This window comes from Janthinobacterium sp. BJB301 (genome assembly GCF_002735685.1).
GTDB classification, from domain to species: Bacteria; Pseudomonadota; Gammaproteobacteria; order Burkholderiales; family Burkholderiaceae_D; genus Janthinobacterium; species Janthinobacterium lividum.
This window is the reverse complement of the sequence record NZ_PDZJ01000002.1, coordinates 553,945-576,010: the sequence shown is the minus strand read 5'-3', so window position 1 is coordinate 576,010 and position 22,066 is coordinate 553,945. Positions and strand designations below refer to the sequence as shown.

Sequence of the window (22,066 nt, the reverse complement as noted above, 5' to 3'; positions counted from 1 at the left end):
CTTACTTTTTCGCTGCGGCCGGCTTGGCTGCTGCTGCGACCGGGGTTGCTACCGGGTTTTGAACATTGCGTACCAGGTCGCCGTCATTGAGGAAGCCTGCGCCGCTGACGACGATGGTGGTGTCGGCCGTGATGCCGCCTAAAATCTCGATGCGGTCGCTCAGGCGCCGTCCGGCCTGCACCTTGATCTGGCTGACCCGCTGGTCGGCATTCAGGCGGAAGACATAGCTGAAGCCATCGCGCACGGCGATCGCCTGCTGCGGCACCGTCAGCGCGCCCGAGCTACCCAGTTCGAATTCGCCGCTGGCGTACATGCCGGCCTTGAACGGCGCATTGTTGCCGGCGCTGGCCGGCAGGTCGACATACACGAGGGCGGAACGCGTCTGCGGATCGACGGTAGGGGCGATCATGCGCACCTTGCCCGTCAAAACGCTGCCGTTGGCCGCCTTCACCTGCGCCAGGGTGCCCGGTTTCAGGCTCATGAGCTCGGTGGCCGTCACTTCGGCGCGCCATTCGAGGCGGCCCTGGCGGATCATGCGGAACAGTTCCGTGCCGGCGCCCACGACGGAACCGACGGTGGCCGAGCGCGAGGAAATGATGCCGCTGTCGGGCGCCAGCACCTGCGTGTATTTCAGGCGCAGCTGCTGCGACGCCAGTTGCGCCTTGGCGGACGCGATGCGCGCGTTGGCCGTCTGTTCGGCCGTCAGGTACTGGCTGATCTGCTGCGCGCTGATGGCGCCCGTACTTTGCAGCGAGCGGGCGCGCTGCGCGTTGGCGGCCGCTTCCGCCGCATTCGCTTCCGCTTCCAGCACTGCGGCCTTCGCCTGCGCCACGTCGGCGTTCACCGTATCGTTCGAGAACACGGCCAGCACCTGGCCGGCGCGCACGACGTCGCCGACATTCACGCGCACCTCGGTGAGGCGCAAGCCGTTCGATTCACTGCCGATGACGGCTTCCTGCCAGGCGGCCACGTTGCCGTTGGCGTTCAGCTTGATGGGCAGGCTGGCCGTTTGCGGCTTGGCCGTGGTGACGGTGAGCGCCGGCTTTTGCGCCGCGTTTTTATCCTTGGCGTCGTCGGCCGCCGTGGAGGAAGGGGAGTACAGGGCCACGCCGGCGCCCAGCACAATGCAAAGGGCGGCCAGGGCGAGAGCCATCGGTTTCAGGGTCATTTTTTTCATGTTGTCGTATCCGTCAAGGTGCGTTGTTGGCGATGGCGCTGCTGCTGCTGCTCCAGCCGCCACCGGCGGCGCGGTACAGCGCCACCCAGGCGGCGCTGCGTTCGCGCTCGAGGTTGACCACCGTGTTTTCGGCGGCCAGGCGCGTGCGGCGCGCGTCTTCCAGTTCGATCAGGCTGGCCAGGCCATTCTTGTAGCGGTCCTCGGTGGCGACAAACGACACGCGGTAGCCTTCCAGGGCCGTTTTCGCATGGCCGCTGCGCGCGTCCGTGCTGGCCAGGTTCACCAATGCCTCTTCCACTTCGCGCACGGCCTGGCGCACGCCGGCGCGGTATTTCACCACGGCTTCGTCGTAGCGCGCCGTGGCCGCGTCGACCTGGGCGCGGCGGGTGCCGCCGTCGAAGATGGGCAGGCTGACGGCCAGCGGGCCGATGCTCCAGGTACTGGCCGTGATGCTGGTGCCGCCGGCGCGGATATTGCCCTTGCCGATGGAGCCGGCCAGACTCAGGCGAGGGTAGCGCTGCGCCTGCGCGCCGCGCACTTCGAAGCTGGCGGCCGCCACTTCGCGTTCGGCGCTGTAGATGTCGGGACGCTGGCCCAGGGTTTGCGCCGGCAGTTGCGCAATCGCCACGGGCGAGGGCAGGACCGCCGGGCTGGCCGCCAGCTTCTGGCGCAGCGAGTCTTCCGGCATGGCCGACAGGGCCACCAGCGCCTTGACATTCACGTCGCAGGCGGCGCGCTGTTCGATGGCGCGGCTGGCGCCTTCGGCGGCGCTGGCACGGGCCAGGGCGGCATTGGCGGGCGGCTGGAAGCCGGCGCCGGCGCTCAGTTCCGTCAGGCGCGCCGAGTCGCGTCGCGAGACGGCATCCTGTTCGGCCACGGCCTGCAATTGCTGGCAGGTGCGCAAGGCGTAGTACTGGTTTGCCACTTCGGCGGCGACCGAGACGCGGGCTTCATGCCAGCCGGCGCGGGCGCTGTCGTAGCGTTCTTGCGCCGCATCGCGCGTGGCGCGCCTGGCCCCAAACACATCGATTTCCCACGAAGCCTGCAAGGCCGCCTGCGAGGTGGTGCCGCTGGGCTGCGCCGATTGCTGGCTGGTGCGCACCACGCTGCCTGTCGCATCGAGCGTGGGCGCCAGCGCGGCGCCGCCGGCGATGCGGTCCGCGCGCGCCTGCACGATGCGCGTGCCGGCGGCGGCGATGGTCGGGCTGACCTGCTGTGCGTCGGTGATCAATTCCACCAGCAGGCTGTCGCCCTGGCCCTGCCACCAGCTGGACAGGTCCGTCAGCTTGCCGTTATGCGGCAGCGGCGCCTGCCACTGCGCGGGCGTGCTGGCGGCCACCGTTGCGGGCGGCCCCTGCAGGGCGCAACCGCCCAGCGCCAGCACGATGCTGGCGGCCAGGACGCGTTGAACGGTGCATCGAATAGTCGTCATGCTTGTCCTTCTGCTTGTCGTTGAGCGGTGGGGGGAGAGGGAGGAAGGGCCAGGCGCCGGCGCTCCACGTCGGCCATGGCCAGCGCGTAGTCGGTCATGCGCACCAGCCAGGTGTCGATCGCGCGCGGCGATTCCAGCAGTTGCGGACGCAAGGTGTGCAGCACCTCGGCGCCGACCATGTGCTGCAGGGCCAGCGAGGCGATGGAAAAGGCCAGCCGGTGCATGTCGTCGCTGTTGTCGGGCGCGCCCAGGTGGCGTGCCAGCACGCGCGTGAGCGCCTCGTGTTCGGCACGGATGTTCTGGTCAACCTCGCGCGCCCACAGGCCCGTCGGTTCGAGCATCTCGCGGCACCACAGGCGCATGCAGTCGCGCGCGATTTCTCCCTGCTGCATGGGGGCGAGCAATTGCGCATAAAAGCCTTCCAGACTTTGGCGCAGGGTGAAATGGGGTTGCTCGTACAGGGCGATATTGTCTTGTGGATTCGATAGTTGATGGGAGAAGGCGGCGCGGTACAGGCCCGCCTTGTCGCCAAAATAGTAGCTGATGGCCGCCGCGTTCGTGCCGGCCGCCTGCGCCAGTTCGCGCGTGGACGTCTTGGCGTAGCCCTGCTCGGCAAACAGGCGGATGGCGCTATGCAGCAGCCGCTCGCGCGACTGTTCGCCGTCGGAACGGGGCTTGCGCCCGTCGTCGGCGTGGGAGGTGGGGATGGCGTTTTTTTCAATCATGCCGGAGATTTAATCATATATCTCAAACGATTGATATAACTAAATCGTTTGATTTAGTTAAGAAAGGATGAAGATGCGTGAAAAACGCAGGCAAAAAAAAGCCCGCGGTTGTATTCGCGGGCGGAATCCAATGTTCGGAGAACGAATTGGAGGAGACAGTTCTACTATAGCGCCGAAAATGGTGCAGTGCAATACCGTAGAACTACTGTATCGGTCTCTTCTGGATGGCAAAAAATCAGCATTCCATGCTGCGGCGCACAGAAAGTCAGGCCTTGCTGCGCAGTGCCAGCGTAAACGTGCTGCCGGAACCGTAGTCGCTGTTGAAGAACAGCGCGCCGCCGATGGCGTTGGCCAGGTTCTGGCACAGGTACAGGCCCAGTCCCGCGCCTTCCACGTGGCGCGTGGAGGTGGAATCGAGCTGCGAGAAGGCCTGGAACAGCTTGGCCTGGTCTTCTTCCTTGATGCCGGCGCCGCTGTCGGCGATGCTCATTTCCGTCACCAGCACGCCGTCTTCGTCGCGCTGGGACAGGCTGATGCGCACCGTGCCCTGTTCCGTGAATTTGATGGCGTTGTTGAGCAGGTTGATGAGGATTTGCGTCAGCGCGCGGCGATCCGTGTCGATGATGGCGGGCGGCTGGCCCGCTTCTCCCAGTGCCATTTCCAGCGCCAGGCCTTTTTGCTGGGCCAGGGGGCGCAGCGTGTCGGCCACGTCTGCCATCAGCTCCTGGCAGTGCACGGGTTCGATCGACAGGGTCAGCTTGCCCGCTTCGATCTTGGCGACGTCGAGGATGTCGTTGATCAGCGAGAGCAGATGGCGCGCGCTGGCGCGGATGGTATTGAGTTGCTTGTCCTGGTCGGACGTCAGGGGACCGGGCAGTTTCATCAGCAGCGCGCCCGTGAAGCCAATGATGGCGTTCAATGGCGTGCGTAGTTCATGCGACATGTTCGCGATGAAGGCAGACTTCATGCGGCTCGCTTCGGCCAGTTCCAGGTTTTTCAGGGCGATTTCGCGGTTGATGGTTTCCAGTTCGGCCGCATGGTGCGCCAGGCGCATGTTCAGCTCGATCACCTGGCGTTCGCGCGCCTGCAGCTCGCCGTTGACCTGCACCGCCTGCTCATACGTGGAGATCAGCAGGTCGAGGATTTGCTGGCGTTCCGCATTGATGAAATGCTTCTGGTCGCCCAGGTACAGGGCGATGCCGATTTCCACATTCTGGTTCTTGCGCAGCTTCTGGTTCATCAGCATGTGGCTGATGCGGTTGAGCAGATAGTCTTCCGCGTAGGGCTTGCGGATGAAATTGTCGGCGCCGCACTCGATGCCGCGGATGATGTCCTTCGGATCGTTGAGCGAGGTGACGAGGATCACGGGGATGTCGCGCAGGGTCGGATCGGACTTGATGGCGCGGCACAGGTCGTAGCCATTCATTTCAGGCATGACGATATCGGACAGCACCAGGTGCGGCTTGCGCTCGCGGATGGCGGCCAGGGCCAGCTGGCCATTCGCCGCCACGCGCGCGTTATAGTGCAGGGACTGGATCAGGCGGCGCAAGCGCTCCGCCTGGGTCGGGCTGTCCTCGACGATCAGGATCTCGATTTCGTCAGGCTTGATTTGGTTGTTGGAGTCCACAGACCTCTCCTAGGATTTCAGTGTGGTGATGCTGGGCGCAGTGAGCGCACAATATCGACATCGTATGACTATATCGGATTTAGGTCTGCAAAAGTAACTTCCAAGTAACTATTTTGGCCACAGGGAATGCTGTGGCCGCTTGTCAGTTTTCGCCCTGGAACTGGCCTGCGCGATAGGTCAGCACGAGCGTATCGCGGTGGCCATGTTCGCCGATGGGCTGGATCGGCGTCGATTCGTGGATCACGGCTGCATCGTCGAGCAGCAGCAGCGACCACGGTTCGGTCAGGGTAAAGCGCTTTCCGTTGGGGCCGTCTGCTTCGAAGATGCGCGTCTCGCCGCCCTTGACCTGTTCGCGTCCGATCAGCAGCACGGCGACGAAATCGACGCCGTCACGGTGCGCGCCTTCCGGCGTGGGCCGGCCGATGCCATCGGTCGTATCGATGCGGAACTGGTGCGCCTCGATGAACCAGGGCTGGCTGCCCTTCACCTGCGAGCAGGCGTCGCCCAGCGCGCGGATCAGCTGCTGCCAGGCCGCTTGCGCGACGATAGCCGCTTCGACCGGTTCGAACAGGCGGTGCATGCCGCCGTGCAGGGCGTTGTATTCCACCGGTTGCCAGTGCGGACGGTGCGCCGTCTGGGTCAGGCGCTCGCCATCCTGCACGAAGCACGAGTGGCGCCGGCGGCGATAGCGGCCGCCATCCTTCAGGTAATTGTCCAGCGCCAGGGTATTCCAGCTCGGCTCCAGCGCGCGCAGCGCGGCCAGCGGGCAGCCGGCCAGCGCGGCCACGTCCTGCGGGCGCAGCACGGCATAGCCGTCATCGCGCAAGGCATCCTTGACGTGGGACGGGTCGGTAAAGATCGGTGCGGAAGTGCTCATGGCGGTGCTGGCCGCAATGCGGCCTGTCTCAGTTTATCCAGCCTGGCATTCTACGACTTCGCGGCGTTTCCTGTGCAGTGCGACAGGAATTATTCTTGTTGAGTTAAAAATTCTTTACCAGGGTCAGGCGCAGCGAGCGCGATTCCACCGGATGGAAGTGGATGTCGTCGACGGGCTGCGCCTCGCCGGGCAGGCGCGAGGCATAGTAGTAATCGATGGCCGAGTCGCGCCGGTTGGCCAGGTTGTAGCCTTCCAGTTCCACGCGCAAGGTCTTGTCGATCTGGTAGGCGATGCGCCCGTTCAAGCCCACGCTGGCCGCGGAGCGCACGCTGTTGTCTTCAATCAGGGGGCGTGGACCGAAGTAGCGCAGGCGCAAAGAACCCGACCATGGCCCCGGCGGCGTCACCGTCATGGCCAGCTGGGCTACGCCTTCGATGGCGCCGGGGATGAAATCGCCCGCCGGGTCGCTGCCGCGCGAGCGTGCGCGCGCATACGCCAGGTCCAGGTCCAGCGACAGCCAGCTTGCCGCCTTGTAGTAGCTGGAAAACTCGATGCCATAGCGGCGGCTGGGGCGGCCCGCCTCGGTGGCGCCAGCGTCGCCGATGAACAGCAGTTCGGAATCGAAGTCCAGGCGGTACAGCGACAGCGAGGTTTGCAGGCCGGCGATGGCGGCGCTGCGCAAGCCCAGTTCCAGTCCCCGCGAGCGCGCCAGAGGCGTGACCTTGTCGGCCGCCTCGCCCGTCTTCGGGTCGACCGTGATCGTCGTGCCGCGCGCATCGTTGCTGTGAAAGCCATTGCCGATGTTGAAATACGCTTCCGTATCGCGCCACGGCCCGGCGATCACGCTCAGGCTGGGGCTGAACAAATGGTCGCTGGCCTTGCCTGAATTGGCGGCGCGGTCGCTGCGCACGTCGAAGCGGTAGGCATCCGCGCGCAGGCCGGCCACGGTGCGCAGCCAGCGCGACCAGCGCGTGCTGTTTTCGCCATACACGCCGAGGCTCGATTCGACGATATGGTCTTGCCGCGTGGTTGACAGGGTCTGCCGCTGCCGCGTGTTGTACAGGCCATTGTGGATATTGTCGTTCTGTAGCTGCAGGCCGATGGTGGTGTCGCTGCTGCCCCTGTCCGTGTGGCGGTGCCAGGTGTGGCTGGCGTTGATGCCGGACGTCACGCGCCGGTCCGGCTGGGCGAACTGGTCGCCGTTATCGGGGTCATCCATCGCATACGTGAAATTCGAGAACAGGGCCAGGCGGTTGGCGATCACATATGCGCTGACCCTGGACGACATGTCGTCCGTTGTCTGGCGCCAGGCGCCCGAGAGGCTGTAGCGCTGCGCCTTGCCTCCATCGCTGGCATCGATGGCGTCGAAGCGGCCCAGCGTGCCGTCCTGTACGGCGCGCAGCGGAATCTGGTCGGTGGCGTTCCAGCTGGCGTCATACGCCATGGCCGTGACGTTGAAGCCGTTGTTGGCATAGCCTTCGCTGTAGCGCAGCACGCCATTGAGCTTGCGGTAGCGGTCCGGCTGCGTGAACGGGCCATCGTTGTGCTGAGCTTCGAGCGCGTACAGCAGGCTGCCGTCGCCCGCATCGAGCGAATCGGCCAGCAGGGCGCGGCGAAAGCCGTTCTGCCCGATGCCCACGCTGGCGATGCCTTGCGTCAGGCGGTTCGCGTAGACGACGGACGCCGCGCCGGCCGAGGAGAAATCGCCTTGCTCCGCCGAATACGGCCCCTTTTTGTAGTCGAGACGCATGGCCAGTTCGGGGATCAGGAAGTTCAGGTCCGTCCAGCCTTGGCCGTGGCCATGGCTGCGCTGGTTGACGGGCATCTCGTCGACGGTGGTGCGCAGATCCGTGCCGTGATCGAGATTGAAGCCGCGCAGGTAGAACTGGTTGGCCTTGCCCTCGCCGCTATGCTGGCTGACGATCAGTCCCGGCACGGCTTCGAGCAGTTCGCCTGGCCGGTAGCTGGTGCGCGCGTCTAGCTGCTGTTGCGTGACGCTGCCCGCGTTGGCCGAATCGGCCACGCCCAGCTGGTTCAGGCGCGAACCGTCGACCAGCACGCGCTGGAAGATGTCGTCGGCGTGGGCGGTCGCTGCGGAAAACAGGGTGGCGAGGAGGAGGGGAAGATGGCGTGGCGTCATGGGTGTGGTGGGACTTGGCGGATCGGCAGTTCCGTGTTCTGGCGGTCGAAGATCAACGTCTGGATGCTGCCGCTGTCCTGCACGTTGAGGGTATTGCGCTGGCTGGGCAGGAAGTCGATCAGCAACTGGTTATGGATGCGCGTGGCGGGGGCCAGGCGCGTGCGTTCGATCTCCTGGAAGATCATCACGTTGTCGGCATTGACCTTCATGCCGACCCAGTTCAGGCGCAGGCGCTTGCCATCCGGCCCCACGAGGTAAAACTGTTTTTCGACATAGCGGCGCAGGGCCGCTTCGCTGTCCTCCTGGCCCAGGTCGAACTGGCGCTGGTACAGGTTCGCCAGCAGCGCTTCGACGTCGTGGCCCGTGTAGGTGTGCACCACTTCCGTGCTGCCGCTGGCCGCGTTATAGCTGATGTCGGCGATACCCATGTGGAAATTGTGGGCGCCGGCCGCCATGCTGGCGCAGGCCAGCGTGGCGCAAGCCAGCGCGCGCCAGCGCTTCATGCCTCGTCGCCCTTGGCCGAGCCGCCATTCTTGCCTTTCAATGGCGTATGAAAATCGCGCATCAGGTTATCCTTGGGCGACTTCTCGCTCTTGAACAGTTCCAGGCGCGATGGCGTGATTTTTCGCGGCCAGCTATTGTTGCTGGTGTCGATGTCGGCCGTTTCCCAGTACGGGTCCTGCACCAGGCCCACCATCGGCTCGTCCGTGATGACGACCTTGGTGATTTTCTTCGGCGAGTAGCGCCACACTTCGGCCGGCACGCGCTCGACGTACTTCTTGCCGCTTTTCAGTTCGATTTCGAGTATCAGCGGCATGACCATGCCGCCCACGTTCGACAGGTCGACCAGGTACAGGTGCTTGCCCTGTTTCAGCAAGTCCTTTTCCCACGGCTCCAGAGCGGCCAGCGCCTCGGCATAGGAGTTGCGGTCCTTGTTGGTCACCGTGAAATCGTCGTGCTGGTTGTAGAAATCCTTCAGCTCCGGATGCGCGTCGACCCGGCGCGGCATGCCCTTGTTGGCGCGGCTCGTGACGGATTCCGGCTGGGCGTCCTTCTGCGCCTTCTTCCAGGCCTTTTCCGTTGCCGGATCCTTTGAACTTACGCCGTATTCGCTGATGCCGTCGATGCTGATGTCGACCGGGTCGGTCGTATAGAACCAGCCGCGCCAGAACCAGTCCAGGTCCGTGCCGGAAGCGTCTTCCATCGTGCGGAAAAAATCGGCGGGCGTGGGGCGCTTGAATTTCCAGCGCTGCGCATATTCCTTGAACGCGTAGTCGAACAGCTCGCGCCCGAGGATGGTCTCGCGCAGGATGTTCAGGCCCGCCGCCGGCTTGGCGTAGGCGTTGTTGCCGAACTGCAGCAGGGATTCGGAATTGGTCATGATCGGTACCTGGTCGCGGCTACGCATGTAGTCGACGATTTCGCGCGGTTCACCGCGCGAGGCAGGGTAGTTTTCTTCCCACGCCTGCTGTGCCAAGTATTGCACGAAGGTGTTGAGGCCTTCGTCCATCCACGTCCACTGGCGCTCGTCCGAGTTGATGATCATCGGGTAGTAGTTGTGGCCCACTTCGTGGATGATCACGCCGATCAGGCCATACTTGGTGCGCTTGGAATACGTCAGCTCGCCCGTCTTTTTGTCTTTCACCGGGCGCGGGCCGTTGAACGAGATCATCGGATACTCCATGCCGCCCACGGGGCCGTTGACGGAAATGGCTGTCGGATACGGGTAGTCGATGCTGTACTTGTTGTACTGTTCTATCGTGTGCACGATGGCTTGCGTGCTGTACTTTTCCCACAGCGGATTGCCCTCTTTCGGATAGTAGGACATGGCCATCACATCGCTGCCGCCCTTCTTGTAGCCCTGCGCATCCCAGATGAATTTGCGGCTCGAGGCCCAGGCGAAGTCGCGCACGTTGGCCGCCTTGAAGTGCCACGTCTTTTGCGCGCGGCTGACGGATTTTTCGGCCGCTTCCGCCTCTTTTTGCGTGACGATGACGACGGGCTTGTCGCTGCCGCGGGCCTTTTCCAGGCGCTCGCGCTGTGCGGAAGACAGCACGTCCTGCGGGTTTTGCAGCTGGCCCGTGGAGGCGACGATATGGTCGGCCGGAACCGTCAGTTGCACGTCGTAGTCGCCGAATTCCAGGGTGAATTCGCCCGAGCCGAGGAACTGCTTGTGCTGCCAGCCGGCCGCGTCGTAATAGGCCGCCATGCGGGGGAACCACTGCGCCACTTCGAACAGGGCGTTCTTGTCGTCGAAGACTTCATAGCCGGCGCGTCCGCCCAGCACCTTCTGTTCGTTGATGCGGTAATCCCAGTCGATCTGGAAGGCGAAATCCTGGCCCGGTTTCAATGGCTGCGGCAAGTCGATGCGCATCATGGTGCGGTTGATAACGTACGTCAAAGGCCGGCCATCGGCGCCTTTCAGGGCGCGGATATTGAAGCCGCCCTGGAAGTCGCCGCGCGCCAGGAGGCCGCGCAAGCCTTCGAATTTCATGGTGTCTTCGCCCGCCGTCCTGGCCCACGCCTGGCGCGACGGCGCCGTGGTCATACGGCGCGCGTCGGAATCGGGCTTGTAGATATTCTGGTCCAGCTGCACCCACAGGTAGCCGAGGGTGTCGGGCGACTGGTTATGGTAGGTGATGGTGCCGCTGCCGGCGATCTCGCGTTTGGTTTCGTCCAGGGTGGCGCGCAGCGTGTAGTCGGCGCGCTGCTGCCAGTAGGCGTGGCCCGGCGCGCCTGAGGCGGTGCGGTAGGTATTCGGGGTAGGCAACACCTCTTCGAGCTGGCGGAACTTGTCGTCGAAGGGTTCGGCAGCGAAGGCCGACACGGTAAAGCAAAGAGCCAGCGAGGCTACGGAGCCGAAAGGTATGCGCATATTCACCCTGATGTTGTTGTAAGGAAATAGTGGCAACTATTCTATACGCAGGGTGAGGCCATCCATGTATCGATTTGTAATAAAGAAAGGCGGATTTTGCGCCAGCTTTTGCCTTGCGCCGTCAGGGCAATGCTTTACCTGATTTTGCTCGGAAAAGCGGCGTTTTTACTCACTTTTCATCAGGCTGTCGCGCAACTGGTTCAGCTGTTGTTTCATGTCCACAACTTGCTCCACGCTGCAGTGGCTGGCCGTCAGGATGGCTTCGGGCAGCAAGGCTGCTTCATGGCGCAGCTGGTCGCCCTGTTCCGTGAGGGAAATGATGACTTGCCGCTCGTCGCTGGCGGCGCGCGTGCGCGTCAACAGGCCCGATTGCTCCATGCGCTTGAGCAGGGGCGTCAGGGTGGCCGAGTCGAGGAACAGGCGCTCGCCCACTTCCGACACCGTCAGGCCGTCGCGTTCCCACAACACCATCATCACCAGGTATTGCGAATAGGTGAGGCCAAGCTTGCGCAGGAGCTTGCGGTACAGCTTGTTCATGGCAAGCGAAGTCGAGTACAGCGCAAAGCACAGCTGGCTGTCCAGGCGCGGCACCTGGTGCAAGGGGTTGGGGGAGGTGGTGGTATCCATGGGCACAGTATATATAGCGCGCTACTTAATGACAAGCATGGCTGGTATGCACGCGTGCACCGGACCGGCTGGCCCGGTGCATGGAGAGTGCCTGTGACGAACTACTGCGCGTAACGCGCGCGCAGCAGATGCAGCATCGCGACGTTCTGTTCCCAGGCATCGCTCACGGGCTGCTGCGTCCAGGGCAGGGTTTGCGTGTATGGCGCGGGGCCGAATTCCGGCGTGAACGTCATGCGCTCGGCGCCGGCGGCGCGGCGCAGGGCGACGATGGCGTCCCACCATGCCAGGTGGGCGTCGAGCGCCGGTTTCGCTTCCGGCGCGCGGAAGTCGGCTACCTGCGGACCCTGCGCATGGCCCACGCGGGCATGCACGTGGCGCACCAGCGGCAGTACTTGCGCCAGCGTCTGCGGCTGGTCTTCCAGCAGGGATTCGCAGGCGCAGCACCAGTGCGACAGGTCGGCTGTCAATGGCAGCTCGGGATATTGCGCCAGGTAGGGCAGCAGCAGCATCGGGTGGCCGGAAAAGCGGCTGCGGTGGATTTCATGCACGATGGGCACGCCGTGTTTTTTCGAGATGGCGGCGGCCAGGTCGATCAGCTGCGCGTTCTGCGCCTGGCTGTAGTAATCCTTGCCCGTGTGGGTGTTGACCAGCACGGGGCGCGCCAGGCAGGCGTTTTCCAGCAGTTCCGCCAGGGCGGCGCGGTGCTGCTCGAAGTCGCTGTGGAACACGGTTTCCCACTGCGCGGCGATCAGCTGCAGTCCCGCCTTGGCGATACGGTCCGTCCACTCCTCGCGCAGTGCCGCGTCCAGCGGCAGCGACATTTCGATGCCGTCGAAGCCGGCCGCCGCTACCCTGTCGATGAAGACGTCGGGCGGCAGCTCGTTATTGCCCCAGTGGGCGGCAAAGACGTCGATGCGCATCAGACGAAGCCCCGCACGGGGAAGGTATCGTCGCGCTGTATCCAGTTGTGGGCCGCGTATTCCGTCTGGCCGTCCGTGGCGTGCAAGGTGTAGGCGTGGCGCGAGACGGGCGAGCGGTTCGGCGCGCTGTAGTGGGGCAGCAAGCCGTGGAAGCAGACGAGGGCGCCGGCCTTCACTTCGAGTGGCACGGCCGTGCTGTCGTCGGGCCAGGGCATGCTATCGAGTTTTTCCACGCGCACCTGGTCGCCGTTGCGGATGAAGCGTTCGCGCAGGGGGCCGCGGTGGCCGCCCGGTTCGGCCCACAGGCAGCCATTGTCCAGGGTGGCGTCTTCCAGCGCGAACCAGAAGGTGGTCACGCTGACTGGCGTGGTTTCGAAATACGTGGCGTCCTGGTGCCAGCGCACTTCGCCGCCGATGCCGGGCTGCTTGAAAATGTACATCGATTGCCAAACCTGCGCGTCCGCCAGGCCCAGCTCGCGCGCCACTGCGGCCAGTTTTGGATCGGCGGAAAAGCTGCGGAAGACGGGATCGAGGTCGTGCATGGCGTGGCCGATCTTGTTGATCGACAGGGACTTGGCCTGCTTCAGCTGGCCGTCCGGACCAAACGCCTCTTCCTCGAAGAAGCAGCGGATGGTGTTGTCGGAAGCGAGGAAATAATCGTTGGTGTTCTTGGCCTGGTCGCGCGTGGTGAAGATCGACTGGCTGACGCTGGGATCGAATTCGTTGACAATCTGCTCGGCGCGCGCGCGCAGGGCGGCGATTTCGTCCGCACCCTTGAAATCGGGCAGGATGATGTAGCCGTCGCGTTGGTATTGTTCTTGTTGCGGGATTGTCAGCATGGCGGCGGCTCCGGAGGTCAATGGAAAGCGCCATTGTAGGATGGGCGAGGGCGGCAAACAATCGCCCAGCGGTTGACAGATTGTCGCCAAAACGATGACAATCTTTGACATGGATCAATTAAAAGCGATGGAAATCTTTGTCGAAGTGGCGCGTCAGCGCAGCTTCACGCTGGCCGGGCAGCGCCTGGGCCTGACGCGGGCCATGGTCAGCAAGACCATCATGCAGCTGGAAGAGCGCTTGCATGCGCGGCTGCTGCACCGCTCCACGCGCGAAGTGAGCTTGACGGATGCGGGCCGCGCCTATCTGGCGCCGTGCATGGCCACCGTCAGCCAGGCGCAGGAGGCGGCGCGCATGGTGGCGCACGTGGCGCAGGCGGGAGCGGGGGCGGAGCTGGCCGGGCCGCTGCGCATCCAGGCGCCATCGAGTTTCGGCAGCGCGTGGCTGGCCGATGCCGTCGCCCGTTTCAGTTTGCTGCACCCGCAGGTGCAGGCCGAGTTGTTTGTCGACGATGCGCTGCTCGACCCGATACGCCACGGTTTTGATTTGACCATCCGCGTGGGCGGCATCCCGGACAGCAGCGCGCTGGCCATGCGCCCGCTGGCGCCGTGCCGCGCCGTGCTGTGCGCCAGCCCCGCCTATCTGGCGCAATGGGGTGTGCCGCAGACGCCGCAAGAGCTGTTGCAGCACCAGTGCCTGCATTTCAGCCACCTGACGGATGGCACGAACTGGCATTTCCAGCGTGGGGAGGGAGACCAGCAGGAGGCGGTGAGCGTGCGCGTGCAGGCGGGCTTCACGGCGAATAACGGCCTGGTGCTGCACCAGGCGGCGCAGCGGGGGCTCGGCATCGTCTACAGCACCACGTTTCTCGCCTGGCGCAATCTGCTCGATGGCAGTCTGCTGCCCGTGCTGTCCGGCTGGGACCTGCCGCTCAACCACTTGAGCGCCCTGTATCCGGCCAGCCGCCAGCCTTCGCCCAAGGTGCGCGCGCTGATCGATTTCCTGGTGGCCGAATACCAGCCCGTGCCGCCGTGGGACCGCGAGCTGGCAGCGGCAGGTTTTTTCAGCTGAGGGTCAATTGAGGCTCAGTTGAGCGCGAGGGGTTCCACCGTCCACGCGCCATCCGCGTACACTCTTTTGTCGTCCAGGTAGACGGCTTCGGTGACGGCGAAGATGTCGACGTGGTAGCGCGCATCCTTGCGCTTGAATTGCGGCTTGGCGTAGACGCCGTGCTTGGCGCCCAGCGACAGGTGGATGCCGCACATGCGCTCATACGTGCCGATGTCATTGACCAGCTGTTCGCGCGAAAAGGCGCGGTTCATGCCGAAGCCCAGTTCGCGCACCCACACTTCACCTTCATGCGCGCGGATGATTTCCAGCATGGCGGTAAATTCCGGCGTGGCGTGCTCCGTGCCCGTGACTCTGCCCTTTTCGATGATCAGGGTGATCGGCGTGTCGGGGCGGTTGACCATGAAGTGCGTGTCGCCGAAAACAAAGATGCGCACCCGGCCGTTCACGGCTTCCAGGTCCTGCGCTTCCGTAAACACTTCGCCCAGCGGGAACTGGCCGCCGATATTGTTCATGCCGCTGTAGTCGCCGATATTCAGCTTGGCCGATTCGAACGGCGAAGCAAAGACCAGCTGCTCGCCGCCGCTGTCGACCATGCCGTGGCGGGCGCCGTCGATGCGCGCTTTCAGTGCATGGCCCACGCCCCGGTAGTAATCGGGATCGTACGCCAGCGAAGCGATGTAATGCAGCCCCTGCACGCCGGGCATGCGCGACAGGTGCACGTGCTCGATGACCTTCAGGCCCCGCTTGAACAGCTCGATGCGGATGCGGAACGCTTCCAGGCGGAAGCTGGTCGACTGGATCAGCACGACGAGGCTGCCGGCCGGCAGCTCGGCAAAGGCAGCCAGCACTGCATCGGGCGTGACCTCGTCGAAATCGATGAAGGTCGCGTCGGGCAAGGCCTGGCGATACGCTTCCGTCAACACGACATTGAGCCAGCTGCGCTTGTCGCAGACGATCAGGGACGGTTCGTCCGGGCGGTGGCAGATGGCCATGGCCAGCAGGTCGGCCACGTTTTGCGCGGCCACTTCGGTGGCGGCGGCGCTGATGGCGTCGAGCCGGCTGGTGTCATTCTCGGGAAGCGTCATGGTGCGGAGGTGGGGACGTGAAGTAATCGCAGCATTATAAGGCGATTGCCGCTGGGCACACCATTCCCCATCCGGCGGAGGACAAGCGGCTGCCGCGTCCCTGATTATCTTGTGTAGTGCTTTACGGCAATGTATTATTTGACAAACAGCCTGGAAGCGGCCCGGCGCAGCGGCAAACGCGCGCATGCGCATGGCATGCTTTCAGTGATGCAGGGACAACAAGCCAGCAGGCGATGACTAAGAGTGTGATGTGATGAGCATAATCGGACAAGATATTCCCATGGAACGGCCGGATACGGATGGGCGCGCCGCCCTCTTCGTTCCCGTCACGGGCGTGAAGGAAGATGTCCTGTTGACCATACGCAAGGGGGCGGCCATCGTCGGCTTTGCCAACCACGACCGCACCATCACCGTGTATTTTGAAAGCAACCGTTTTGACGATCCCGTGCTGGCCAAGTGGGAGCACAAGGCGCGCAAGGCCTACGACCGCCTGGTCGACAATGCGCCCACCGTATCGAAACTGACCACCAGCCCCGCCAATTTCGAGCAGATCGGCTATATCAATGGCAAGGGCATCACCATCCGCCGCATGGAAAGCCTGCAGCGCTGGCTCGCGTATTCGGATGCGATGGAGTCTTGCCCGGCGACGGATATCATTCCGCGCACGCTGATAGCGAAACCTGAAAGCGTTAAAGTTTAAGAGCGGCTGATACAACACCCTCGGTGTTGTTGCCTGCCCTGCATTTACCTTACTGTACTGAAGTACTGTCTTCGGGGCGCGCCTAGCCCTGAGCATTTTCTCAGCCGCTCCTGGTGTGCATACGGGAGCCAACGATGTTGTCGCATTACGCAGGGCTTTGCCCCGCTGATCCGACCTGCGCGACCTACGCCTGACTTCGCTCACGCCCCCCTCACACCACGACGATATTCGCCTGCGCCTTGAGCGGACAGGGCAGGGTGTCGTCGAAGGTGATTTCGATGGCGCTGGCGATGAACATGCCGCCGATGTGCTGGGCCGCGATTTCCGGCGGCGTGCCGGGCTTGGTCAGGTTGACGTCCTGGGCGAAGACGAAGACGCGCCAGGTGCCGTAGACCTTCTGGTCGTATTGCAGCAGGGTGCGATAAGCCCGCTTCAAGTCCAGACTGCCTGCGTAGACACCATCGTTGGCGCCCGGGTCGAAGCCCAGGCCGTCGTCGGCCAGCGATTCCACGAAATACAGGCCCTGCGGCGCCTGGAACAGCACGAAGGCATACAGCTCCGTGCCGCGGAACACATTGCCATTGTCGCGCTTGAAGCTGGCGCGTATCCACAGCGGTTCGTAAGCTTGCACGACGGCGGGCGTATCCGTTTCCACGGGCCCCGCCACATGGATGTTGACCTGCGTTTCGGTGACGGCATGCTGGTAGGTGGCGCCCGTCGTGAAGCGTTGATATTCCCAGCTGATGTCGGCCGTGTAGGGCAAGCCCGCGTTCGGCGCTTCGGGCAACACCCATTTCGCCACCACGCGCTCGGCCAGGGTCAGTTCGCCGGCGGCCGGTGGTGTTGCTTCCTGGCCACGCCAGAACGGATCCGCGATATCGGAGCAGGCGACGGCGATGGCGCCCGAGGCGATGGCCGAGGCGACGCCCGCTACCGTGAATTCGGGCTGGCCCGAGCCGGCCCCTTCCAGCGAGCAGCAGTCGACGCTGGGATCGGTTTCCTCGAAGGTGCCGCCCACGCTGAAGCTGGCCTTGCCGGACCCGAGTGCGGCTGAAATGATGGCCACCAGCGCGGCGATGATGGCGATGATGATGGCGAGTATCTTCCACCACGGGTCGGCAAACGGCAGTTCGCCATGCGTGCCCGCGTAGGCGGGGTTCGGCGTCCAGACGAGGGTCATGCCGGTCGGCACGATCGGTCCCAGGCCGGGCGGGCAGCGGCACGCATTTTCCCCACCTTTGCCATCCGTGCCCGTGCTGCCCCAGCGTTTGCCAGGCAGGTGGCCTTGTGGCTTGGACAGTTCCAGGGTGCCTTCCTCGACCGTGCACGTGTAGGTATTGGTGGCGCTGTCGAAGCGCGTTTGCGAGACGAAGATTTGCTGGATCGAGCGGCGCGGCGCGTAGCCGTCCGCCTTGGCGACGAAGCTGACGAGGCGCTTGCCGGGCGCCGCATGCTGGAAGTCGGCATCCCACATGACGAGCATGGCCGCGCCGGCGGGAATGCTGGCAAAGAAGAAAGTGCGCGCCACGGGCACGATGCCGGGGTCCCCCACGCTTTCCAGGTACACCGTGACATTGTTCAGGGCGCTGCCGGACATATTGCTGACGTGGGCGGCGATGCGCAAGCCATAGATGGCATTGTCGAAGATGCCATCGGGCAGCATGATATTGGTGACGGGCTCGATCGCGAACGGCCGCGTCAGGACCTGCAGGGGGGTATCGCTCATGATGCTTGCTCCTCGGGGCTTTGCTGCTCTTGAGCTTGCTCTTTCTCCAGATCGGTGACGATATACGTGATGCCGCCCATGACCTCGCCTTCCTGGCTCTCCAGCACGCGCAGCAGCGCATACTGGCGTGGCGGCAAGGCTTCAGCGCGCACGCTCAGGTACACGGCCTGCGCCTGGCCGCGCGGCACCTCCAGCGCCAGCTTTTGCTCCCCGGGCGCATCGCCATTGCAGTGGGGCGTGCGCGCCAGGCCAGCGATCAGGCGCGCATCCCTGGCCGGCTGCCATCGCTCAAGCCCCAGGGTGGCCAGCAGGCGCTCCGGCAGCTCGCCGCCCTGCTCGATCTGCAATTCCACTTTTTTCGTTGCGCGGGGCAGGGCCGCCACCGCGATGCTCAGCAATTGCGCGCGCCGCGCTGCCAGCACCACGGTGACATTGCGCTGGGCGATCTGCTCGTGTTGCTTGGGCTGGAAAGGAAAACCGTTGGGCAGGGGATCGGGCAGCGGATTGATGTCGCCCGGGCCGTGGGCGACGGCCAGCAGGCATTCGTGGCCGCCATTGACGATGACGGGGACCCAGGGCACCAGGCACAGCACTTCCTGCGTGGCGCCGGGCGGCAAGTCCGCAAAGGCGGAGCCGATCTGCGTGGCGGCGCCGACGGCGATCTGGCCGGACGGGTCGGCCCAGTAAAAATCCACGCGCACGCCGTTCGAGGCGCTGTTGCCCGTGTTGTGCACGCGGCCCCACAGGTAATTGCTGGTGCCGGCGATGGGCGCGCCGGGCGGGCCATTCGGATCATTGCCCGGCACGACCCAGATATCTGCGCTGTCCCACCACGAGGGCTGGCCGTCTTCGATGATCAGGTGGGCTGGCATGGCGTTCTCCTTGTCCTTGGCCGGTGCTTCCAGCTTAGGCCGCGGCGGCGTATGCTTTTTGATCGGCATCAAAGCGATGGAACACGGCGCCGGTGCGCCGTTGCCGTGCCCGCGTAAGGTAATATTGCGGCAGAATGCAGTGGAATGACTCCAGGAAAAGGTTGGAATGTGCTTGAAACAGTGAATGACGTTTGCATCAACGCCGCTTGCGGCCGGACCTTGCCGCTGCGCGTGGCGCATTGCCCGTTTTGCGGCGCGCGCCAGATGGCGCAAGCGCCTGTTCTGGAGAAAGCCGTAGCGCCGCCGCGCATGCCGCGCATGCCGCGCATGCCGCCGCCGGTGCCCGCGGCTCCGCCCATTCCTGTGCCCACCCCCGTGCCGCAGCCCGCACCCGTTCCCCAGGCAATCCCGCCAGCGCCTGCCGCGCCGGCAGCTGCGCCAGCCAAGGCGCCGCCCGCCAAGCCTGCTACCAGGGGCTCGGTGCCGCCGCCGCGCCCGCCCGTGCGCTTGCGCACATGGATCGCGGCGGCAGTGGTGCTGACCGGTATCTGGTTTTTCAACAAGCCCGCCGACAAGCCTGCCAGCGTGGCGGAACAGGTCGAGGCCGCCACTGCGCTGGCGGCGCAGTGCGACCTGGACGGGGCACGCAGCGCGCTGGCCGTGCTGAAAAGCGCCAAGGCGCCCGCCGCGCAGATCAAGCGCTTGCAGGCAAGCATCACCAAGTCCGCCGCTACCTGCGACAGGCAACAGCAGCGGGCGCAGGCGTGGCTGGCGCTGCAAGGCAGCGTCAACCAGGCCCTCGACGCGGGTAAGCCGGAGCTGGCCGCCACGCGCCTGGCCGTGCACGTCAAGCGCTGGGGCGACGATCCCGACACGCTGGAACTCGACGCCAAGGTGAAAGTGGCGCTGGCCAGCGCCCAGCTCGACCTGGCCGACGCCTGCCTGGCGCGTTCGGACCGGGTGTGCCTGGAAAACAGCCTGATCGCCGCCGAACGCTACAAGCGGCCGGAACTGGCGGCGCGCACGCAGGCGCTGCGCACGGCGTTGTCGCAATTGCTCGAACGTTCGCTGCTCGATGCGTCCCCCGGCCAGTAGCGCCAACATGTAAAACGCCCGCCGGGGTCAAGCCGGGTGGGCGAATTTTACTCAGCCTTACTCTTGCGGCACCAGCGCCAGCGCCGCGCTGAAGTCGCCCATCGGCTTGCCGCCATGGGCCACCAGTGCCTTGTCGCGCGTGCTCAAGCCATCGAGTACGGGCAGGGCGAAGCGGTGCGTGATGGCGCGCAGGATGGACGCCGAATCATATTGCGTATGGTCAACTAATCCCTTTTTCACGTAGGGCGAAACGAGGATGGCCGGCACGCGCGTGCCCGGACCCCAGCGGTCGCCCTTCGGCGGCGCGGCGTGGTCATAAAATCCGCCGTTTTCATCGTAGGTGACGATGACCAGCATGTTCTTCCACTGGGGACTCTTTTTCAGCTGGGCGATGACGCCGGCGATGTGCGCGTCGCCGTCGGCCACGCTGGCGTAGCCCGCGTGCTGGTTCAGGTTGCCCTGCGGCTTGTAGAAGGCGACGGGCGGCAGCTTGCCGGCGCTGGCGTCGGCCAGGAACTGGCTGTCGAAGTCGCGCAGGTGGGCGGCGCGGTAGGCGGGCGCCTTCACGGGGTCCATATTCGCAAAGTAATTGAAGGGCTGGTGGTGGAACTGGAAGTTCGGCGGATTCGGGAAGCTGCCGGCGCGCGCGCTGGCCGTGGCCAGGGCCGTCGTGTCCTTCCAGGCGCCCGCATACCAGGCCCAGTCGATGTTCTTGCCAGAGAGCAAGTCGCCGATATTCGTCTGCGTTTGCGGCGGCAGGGTGGTGGCCTTGCCCGTGTCCGCATACAGCTTGCTGCCGTCGCCCGAGGCGGGCGCGTTGCTGCTGGGCTGGAATGGCGGCTGCATGGTATTGACGGCGTAGAACATGCCCGTGCTGTCGGCCGGCGTCAGCGCGCCGTCGTTGGCATAGGCAGGCGCGCCGTTCAGGACGGTGCTTGGCGCCGTGGCGGACGGCGTCAGGCGCAGGAAGTTGCCGTTGGCGTCGACGTCGATCTTCGCGATCGAGCCCTTGGCCACCGAGGTGTCCGCGTTCGGATAGGTGGGCGCGCAGGCGCAGATCAGGTACTGGTGCGTGAGGAAGGAGCCGCCAAAGGCGCCGATGAACAGATTGTCGGCCAGCGCATACTGTTTGGCGATGTCCCACAGCTGCATCTTGCTGCCGTCGTAATAGCCCATGCTCAAACCGCCCGCATCGGAATACGCGGCGAACTTGTCGTTGGCGCCGCCGTTGATCTGCATCTGGTTGTTGTAGAAGCGGTGGACCAGGTCGCGCGTGATGACCGATTGCGGCAGGTACAGGGGGCTGTTGGCGTCGTCGATCTGGAACGGCTTGTTCGGCAGGTTGGCCGATTGCGCCTGGGTGATGACGGTACTCTGGCCTGCCGCCGTCATGCCGCCCCAGGTGGGCGGCAGCACGGGCAGGGTGCTGCCGTCGACGTCCTTCTGCGGCACGTAGGCGGAGGTCGACGTGGGGTTCACGCCCGGCACGCCGTTCGCGCCCGGGAACAGGCCGTACAGATTGTCGAAGCCGCGGTTTTCCGCATAGATGACGACGATGGTCTGGATATTGTTCAGCGCCAGGGCGCCGTTCAGTGCCGCCAGCGCGTCGGCGGGCGCCGCCTGCGCGCTGGCGCTGGCGATGAATGCCGTCACGCTGGCGTTTTCCGCCTTCAGTTTCGCCAGCTCGTCGCCGCTGGCCTTGTTGAAGTCGGACGCCAGGCCCGCTTCCGACACGCCCAGGCGCGCGGCCAGCTTGCTGCTGGCGGCCGCAAAGTCGCCGCCGTTGCCGTCCATGACTTGCGCCAGTTCCGTCGACAGGGCGCTGACGAAACCGCTGTGCCCGGCGGGGGCGCGCAGCAGCAGTTTTTGCGTCACCTTGCTGCCCACGTCGCCGATGGCGTCATGGCGGATGGCATCCGTGCCGATGGTCACCAGCACGGCGCCCTGGCCGCCGAGCGTGTAGCTGCCGTCGGCGGCCGTGCGCACGGCGGCGGAGGCGCTGTCGCACGTGAGTCTGGCGGTGGCGCTTTCCAGGCACACCTGGGCGTTTTCATAGTAGCTGCCGATCACCTGGCCCTGGGTGCTGGGCGTGATCGCATAGTTGCTGCCGCAGGCGGCCAGGCCCAGCGTCAGTAACAACGGCAGGGGCCGTAAAGAGGTTTTTGCGTGCAAGTTCATTTTCATGCCTTCTGGGTGGAAAACGTCGCATGCTAGGCAGGCAATATGTCAGCTGCGTGACATGTCAGCGCCTGTTACATGACGTAATGTACGGACTTGATA

General features: G+C 64.6%; 18 protein-coding genes. 3 read left to right on the top strand and 15 right to left on the bottom strand.

Annotated features, from left to right (window positions below):
• Window position 1 precedes the first annotated feature (1 nt).
• The 11 genes from CSQ91_RS15880 to CSQ91_RS15830 all read right to left on the bottom strand — a co-directional run bounded on the left by CSQ91_RS15880 (window position 2) and on the right by CSQ91_RS15830 (window position 13,239).
• Window positions 2–1,177, bottom strand: coding sequence for an efflux RND transporter periplasmic adaptor subunit (locus tag CSQ91_RS15880; protein WP_099388915.1), 1,176 nt, complete (start codon window positions 1,175–1,177; stop codon window positions 2–4).
• Between the two features lie 13 nt (window positions 1,178–1,190).
• Window positions 1,191–2,609, bottom strand: coding sequence for an efflux transporter outer membrane subunit (locus CSQ91_RS15875; protein ID WP_257217371.1), 1,419 nt, complete (start codon window positions 2,607–2,609; stop codon window positions 1,191–1,193).
• A complete protein-coding gene (locus CSQ91_RS15870) occupies window positions 2,606–3,334 on the bottom strand; it encodes a CerR family C-terminal domain-containing protein (protein WP_099388914.1) in 729 nt (242 codons plus the stop codon). Before CSQ91_RS15870 ends, CSQ91_RS15875 begins: the two co-directional genes overlap by 4 nt.
• A gap of 265 nt (window positions 3,335–3,599) precedes the next feature.
• Window positions 3,600–4,961 carry a hybrid sensor histidine kinase/response regulator gene (locus CSQ91_RS15865; RefSeq protein ID WP_034786510.1) on the bottom strand — a complete coding sequence of 454 codons (1,362 nt, stop codon included), beginning with the start codon at window positions 4,959–4,961 and terminating at the stop codon, window positions 3,600–3,602.
• Between the two features lie 142 nt (window positions 4,962–5,103).
• The gene (locus CSQ91_RS15860; protein WP_034786511.1) at window positions 5,104–5,838 is read right to left on the bottom strand and encodes a 2OG-Fe dioxygenase family protein; all 735 of its coding nucleotides are present in this window, start codon (window positions 5,836–5,838) and stop codon (window positions 5,104–5,106) included.
• A gap of 103 nt (window positions 5,839–5,941) precedes the next feature.
• Complete coding sequence (locus CSQ91_RS15855; RefSeq protein WP_099388913.1) at window positions 5,942–7,978, bottom strand: TonB-dependent receptor; 2,037 nt, start codon at window positions 7,976–7,978, stop codon at window positions 5,942–5,944.
• Window positions 7,975–8,481 carry a DUF6702 family protein gene (locus tag CSQ91_RS15850; protein WP_099388912.1) on the bottom strand — a complete coding sequence of 169 codons (507 nt, stop codon included), beginning with the start codon at window positions 8,479–8,481 and terminating at the stop codon, window positions 7,975–7,977. The genes CSQ91_RS15855 and CSQ91_RS15850 overlap by 4 nt, the downstream gene beginning before the upstream one ends.
• On the bottom strand, window positions 8,478–10,853 hold the full coding sequence (locus tag CSQ91_RS15845) for a M1 family metallopeptidase (RefSeq protein ID WP_092608191.1): 2,376 nt from the start codon (window positions 10,851–10,853) through the stop codon (window positions 8,478–8,480). Before CSQ91_RS15845 ends, CSQ91_RS15850 begins: the two co-directional genes overlap by 4 nt.
• A gap of 165 nt (window positions 10,854–11,018) precedes the next feature.
• Complete coding sequence (locus CSQ91_RS15840; RefSeq protein WP_070281408.1) at window positions 11,019–11,480, bottom strand: MarR family winged helix-turn-helix transcriptional regulator; 462 nt, start codon at window positions 11,478–11,480, stop codon at window positions 11,019–11,021.
• A gap of 101 nt (window positions 11,481–11,581) precedes the next feature.
• Window positions 11,582–12,400: a sugar phosphate isomerase/epimerase family protein gene (locus tag CSQ91_RS15835; RefSeq protein WP_099388911.1), complete on the bottom strand. Its 819-nt coding sequence runs from the start codon at window positions 12,398–12,400 to the stop codon at window positions 11,582–11,584.
• Window positions 12,400–13,239 (bottom strand): phytanoyl-CoA dioxygenase family protein, encoded by an 840-nt coding sequence (locus CSQ91_RS15830; protein WP_099388910.1) that lies wholly within the window; start codon window positions 13,237–13,239, stop codon window positions 12,400–12,402. The genes CSQ91_RS15835 and CSQ91_RS15830 overlap by 1 nt, the downstream gene beginning before the upstream one ends.
• 109 nt (window positions 13,240–13,348) lie before the next feature.
• Here CSQ91_RS15830 and CSQ91_RS15825 point away from each other — a divergent pair, with 109 nt between their 5' ends.
• Complete coding sequence (locus CSQ91_RS15825; protein ID WP_257217370.1) at window positions 13,349–14,308, top strand: LysR family transcriptional regulator; 960 nt, start codon at window positions 13,349–13,351, stop codon at window positions 14,306–14,308.
• 14 nt (window positions 14,309–14,322) lie between these two features.
• On the opposite strand, the gene CSQ91_RS15820 is transcribed toward CSQ91_RS15825, so the two are convergent.
• Complete coding sequence (locus CSQ91_RS15820) at window positions 14,323–15,393, bottom strand: hypothetical protein (RefSeq protein ID WP_099388908.1); 1,071 nt, start codon at window positions 15,391–15,393, stop codon at window positions 14,323–14,325.
• A 280-nt stretch (window positions 15,394–15,673) separates the two neighbouring features.
• Between CSQ91_RS15820 and CSQ91_RS15815 the strand changes: the two genes are divergently transcribed.
• Entirely contained in the window at window positions 15,674–16,093 is a 420-nt protein-coding gene (locus CSQ91_RS15815; RefSeq protein WP_099388907.1) for a hypothetical protein, read from the top strand.
• A gap of 211 nt (window positions 16,094–16,304) precedes the next feature.
• Here the strand turns inward: CSQ91_RS15815 and CSQ91_RS15810 are convergent, their stop codons facing one another.
• Window positions 16,305–17,819 (bottom strand): hypothetical protein, encoded by a 1,515-nt coding sequence (locus tag CSQ91_RS15810; protein ID WP_099388906.1) that lies wholly within the window; start codon window positions 17,817–17,819, stop codon window positions 16,305–16,307.
• Window positions 17,816–18,691, bottom strand: a complete 876-nt coding sequence (locus CSQ91_RS15805; protein WP_143451038.1) for a hypothetical protein — start codon at window positions 18,689–18,691, stop codon at window positions 17,816–17,818. Before CSQ91_RS15805 ends, CSQ91_RS15810 begins: the two co-directional genes overlap by 4 nt.
• A gap of 168 nt (window positions 18,692–18,859) precedes the next feature.
• Between CSQ91_RS15805 and CSQ91_RS28960 the strand changes: the two genes are divergently transcribed.
• Window positions 18,860–19,786 (top strand): hypothetical protein, encoded by a 927-nt coding sequence (locus tag CSQ91_RS28960; protein ID WP_180278444.1) that lies wholly within the window; start codon window positions 18,860–18,862, stop codon window positions 19,784–19,786.
• Window positions 19,787–19,843: 57 nt separating this feature from the next.
• Here CSQ91_RS28960 and acpA read toward each other — a convergent pair whose 3' ends face one another.
• Window positions 19,844–21,964, bottom strand: coding sequence for an acid phosphatase (gene acpA / locus CSQ91_RS15795; RefSeq protein ID WP_257217369.1), 2,121 nt, complete (start codon window positions 21,962–21,964; stop codon window positions 19,844–19,846).
• Window positions 21,965–22,066 lie beyond the last annotated feature (102 nt).

Excerpts from the sequence above, each read along its gene's own strand:
- CSQ91_RS15880 (WP_099388915.1), bottom strand. The coding sequence starts at position 1,177 with ATGAAAAAAATGACCCTGAAACCGATGGCTCTCGCCCTGGCCGCCCTT.
- CSQ91_RS15875 (WP_257217371.1), bottom strand. The coding sequence starts at position 2,609 with ATGACGACTATTCGATGCACCGTTCAACGCGTCCTGGCCGCCAGCATC.
- CSQ91_RS15870 (WP_099388914.1), bottom strand. The coding sequence starts at position 3,334 with ATGATTGAAAAAAACGCCATCCCCACCTCCCACGCCGACGACGGGCGC.
- CSQ91_RS15860 (WP_034786511.1), bottom strand. The coding sequence starts at position 5,838 with ATGAGCACTTCCGCACCGATCTTTACCGACCCGTCCCACGTCAAGGAT.
- CSQ91_RS15855 (WP_099388913.1), bottom strand. The coding sequence starts at position 7,978 with ATGACGCCACGCCATCTTCCCCTCCTCCTCGCCACCCTGTTTTCCGCA.
- CSQ91_RS15850 (WP_099388912.1), bottom strand. The coding sequence starts at position 8,481 with ATGAAGCGCTGGCGCGCGCTGGCTTGCGCCACGCTGGCCTGCGCCAGC.
- CSQ91_RS15845 (WP_092608191.1), bottom strand. The coding sequence starts at position 10,853 with ATGCGCATACCTTTCGGCTCCGTAGCCTCGCTGGCTCTTTGCTTTACC.
- CSQ91_RS15840 (WP_070281408.1), bottom strand. The coding sequence starts at position 11,480 with ATGGATACCACCACCTCCCCCAACCCCTTGCACCAGGTGCCGCGCCTG.
- CSQ91_RS15835 (WP_099388911.1), bottom strand. The coding sequence starts at position 12,400 with ATGCGCATCGACGTCTTTGCCGCCCACTGGGGCAATAACGAGCTGCCG.
- CSQ91_RS15830 (WP_099388910.1), bottom strand. The coding sequence starts at position 13,239 with ATGCTGACAATCCCGCAACAAGAACAATACCAACGCGACGGCTACATC.
- CSQ91_RS15825 (WP_257217370.1), top strand. The coding sequence starts at position 13,349 with ATGGATCAATTAAAAGCGATGGAAATCTTTGTCGAAGTGGCGCGTCAG.
- CSQ91_RS15820 (WP_099388908.1), bottom strand. The coding sequence starts at position 15,393 with ATGACGCTTCCCGAGAATGACACCAGCCGGCTCGACGCCATCAGCGCC.
- CSQ91_RS15815 (WP_099388907.1), top strand. The coding sequence starts at position 15,674 with ATGGAACGGCCGGATACGGATGGGCGCGCCGCCCTCTTCGTTCCCGTC.
- CSQ91_RS15810 (WP_099388906.1), bottom strand. The coding sequence starts at position 17,819 with ATGAGCGATACCCCCCTGCAGGTCCTGACGCGGCCGTTCGCGATCGAG.
- CSQ91_RS15805 (WP_143451038.1), bottom strand. The coding sequence starts at position 18,691 with ATGCCAGCCCACCTGATCATCGAAGACGGCCAGCCCTCGTGGTGGGAC.
- acpA (WP_257217369.1), bottom strand. The coding sequence starts at position 21,964 with ATGAACTTGCACGCAAAAACCTCTTTACGGCCCCTGCCGTTGTTACTG.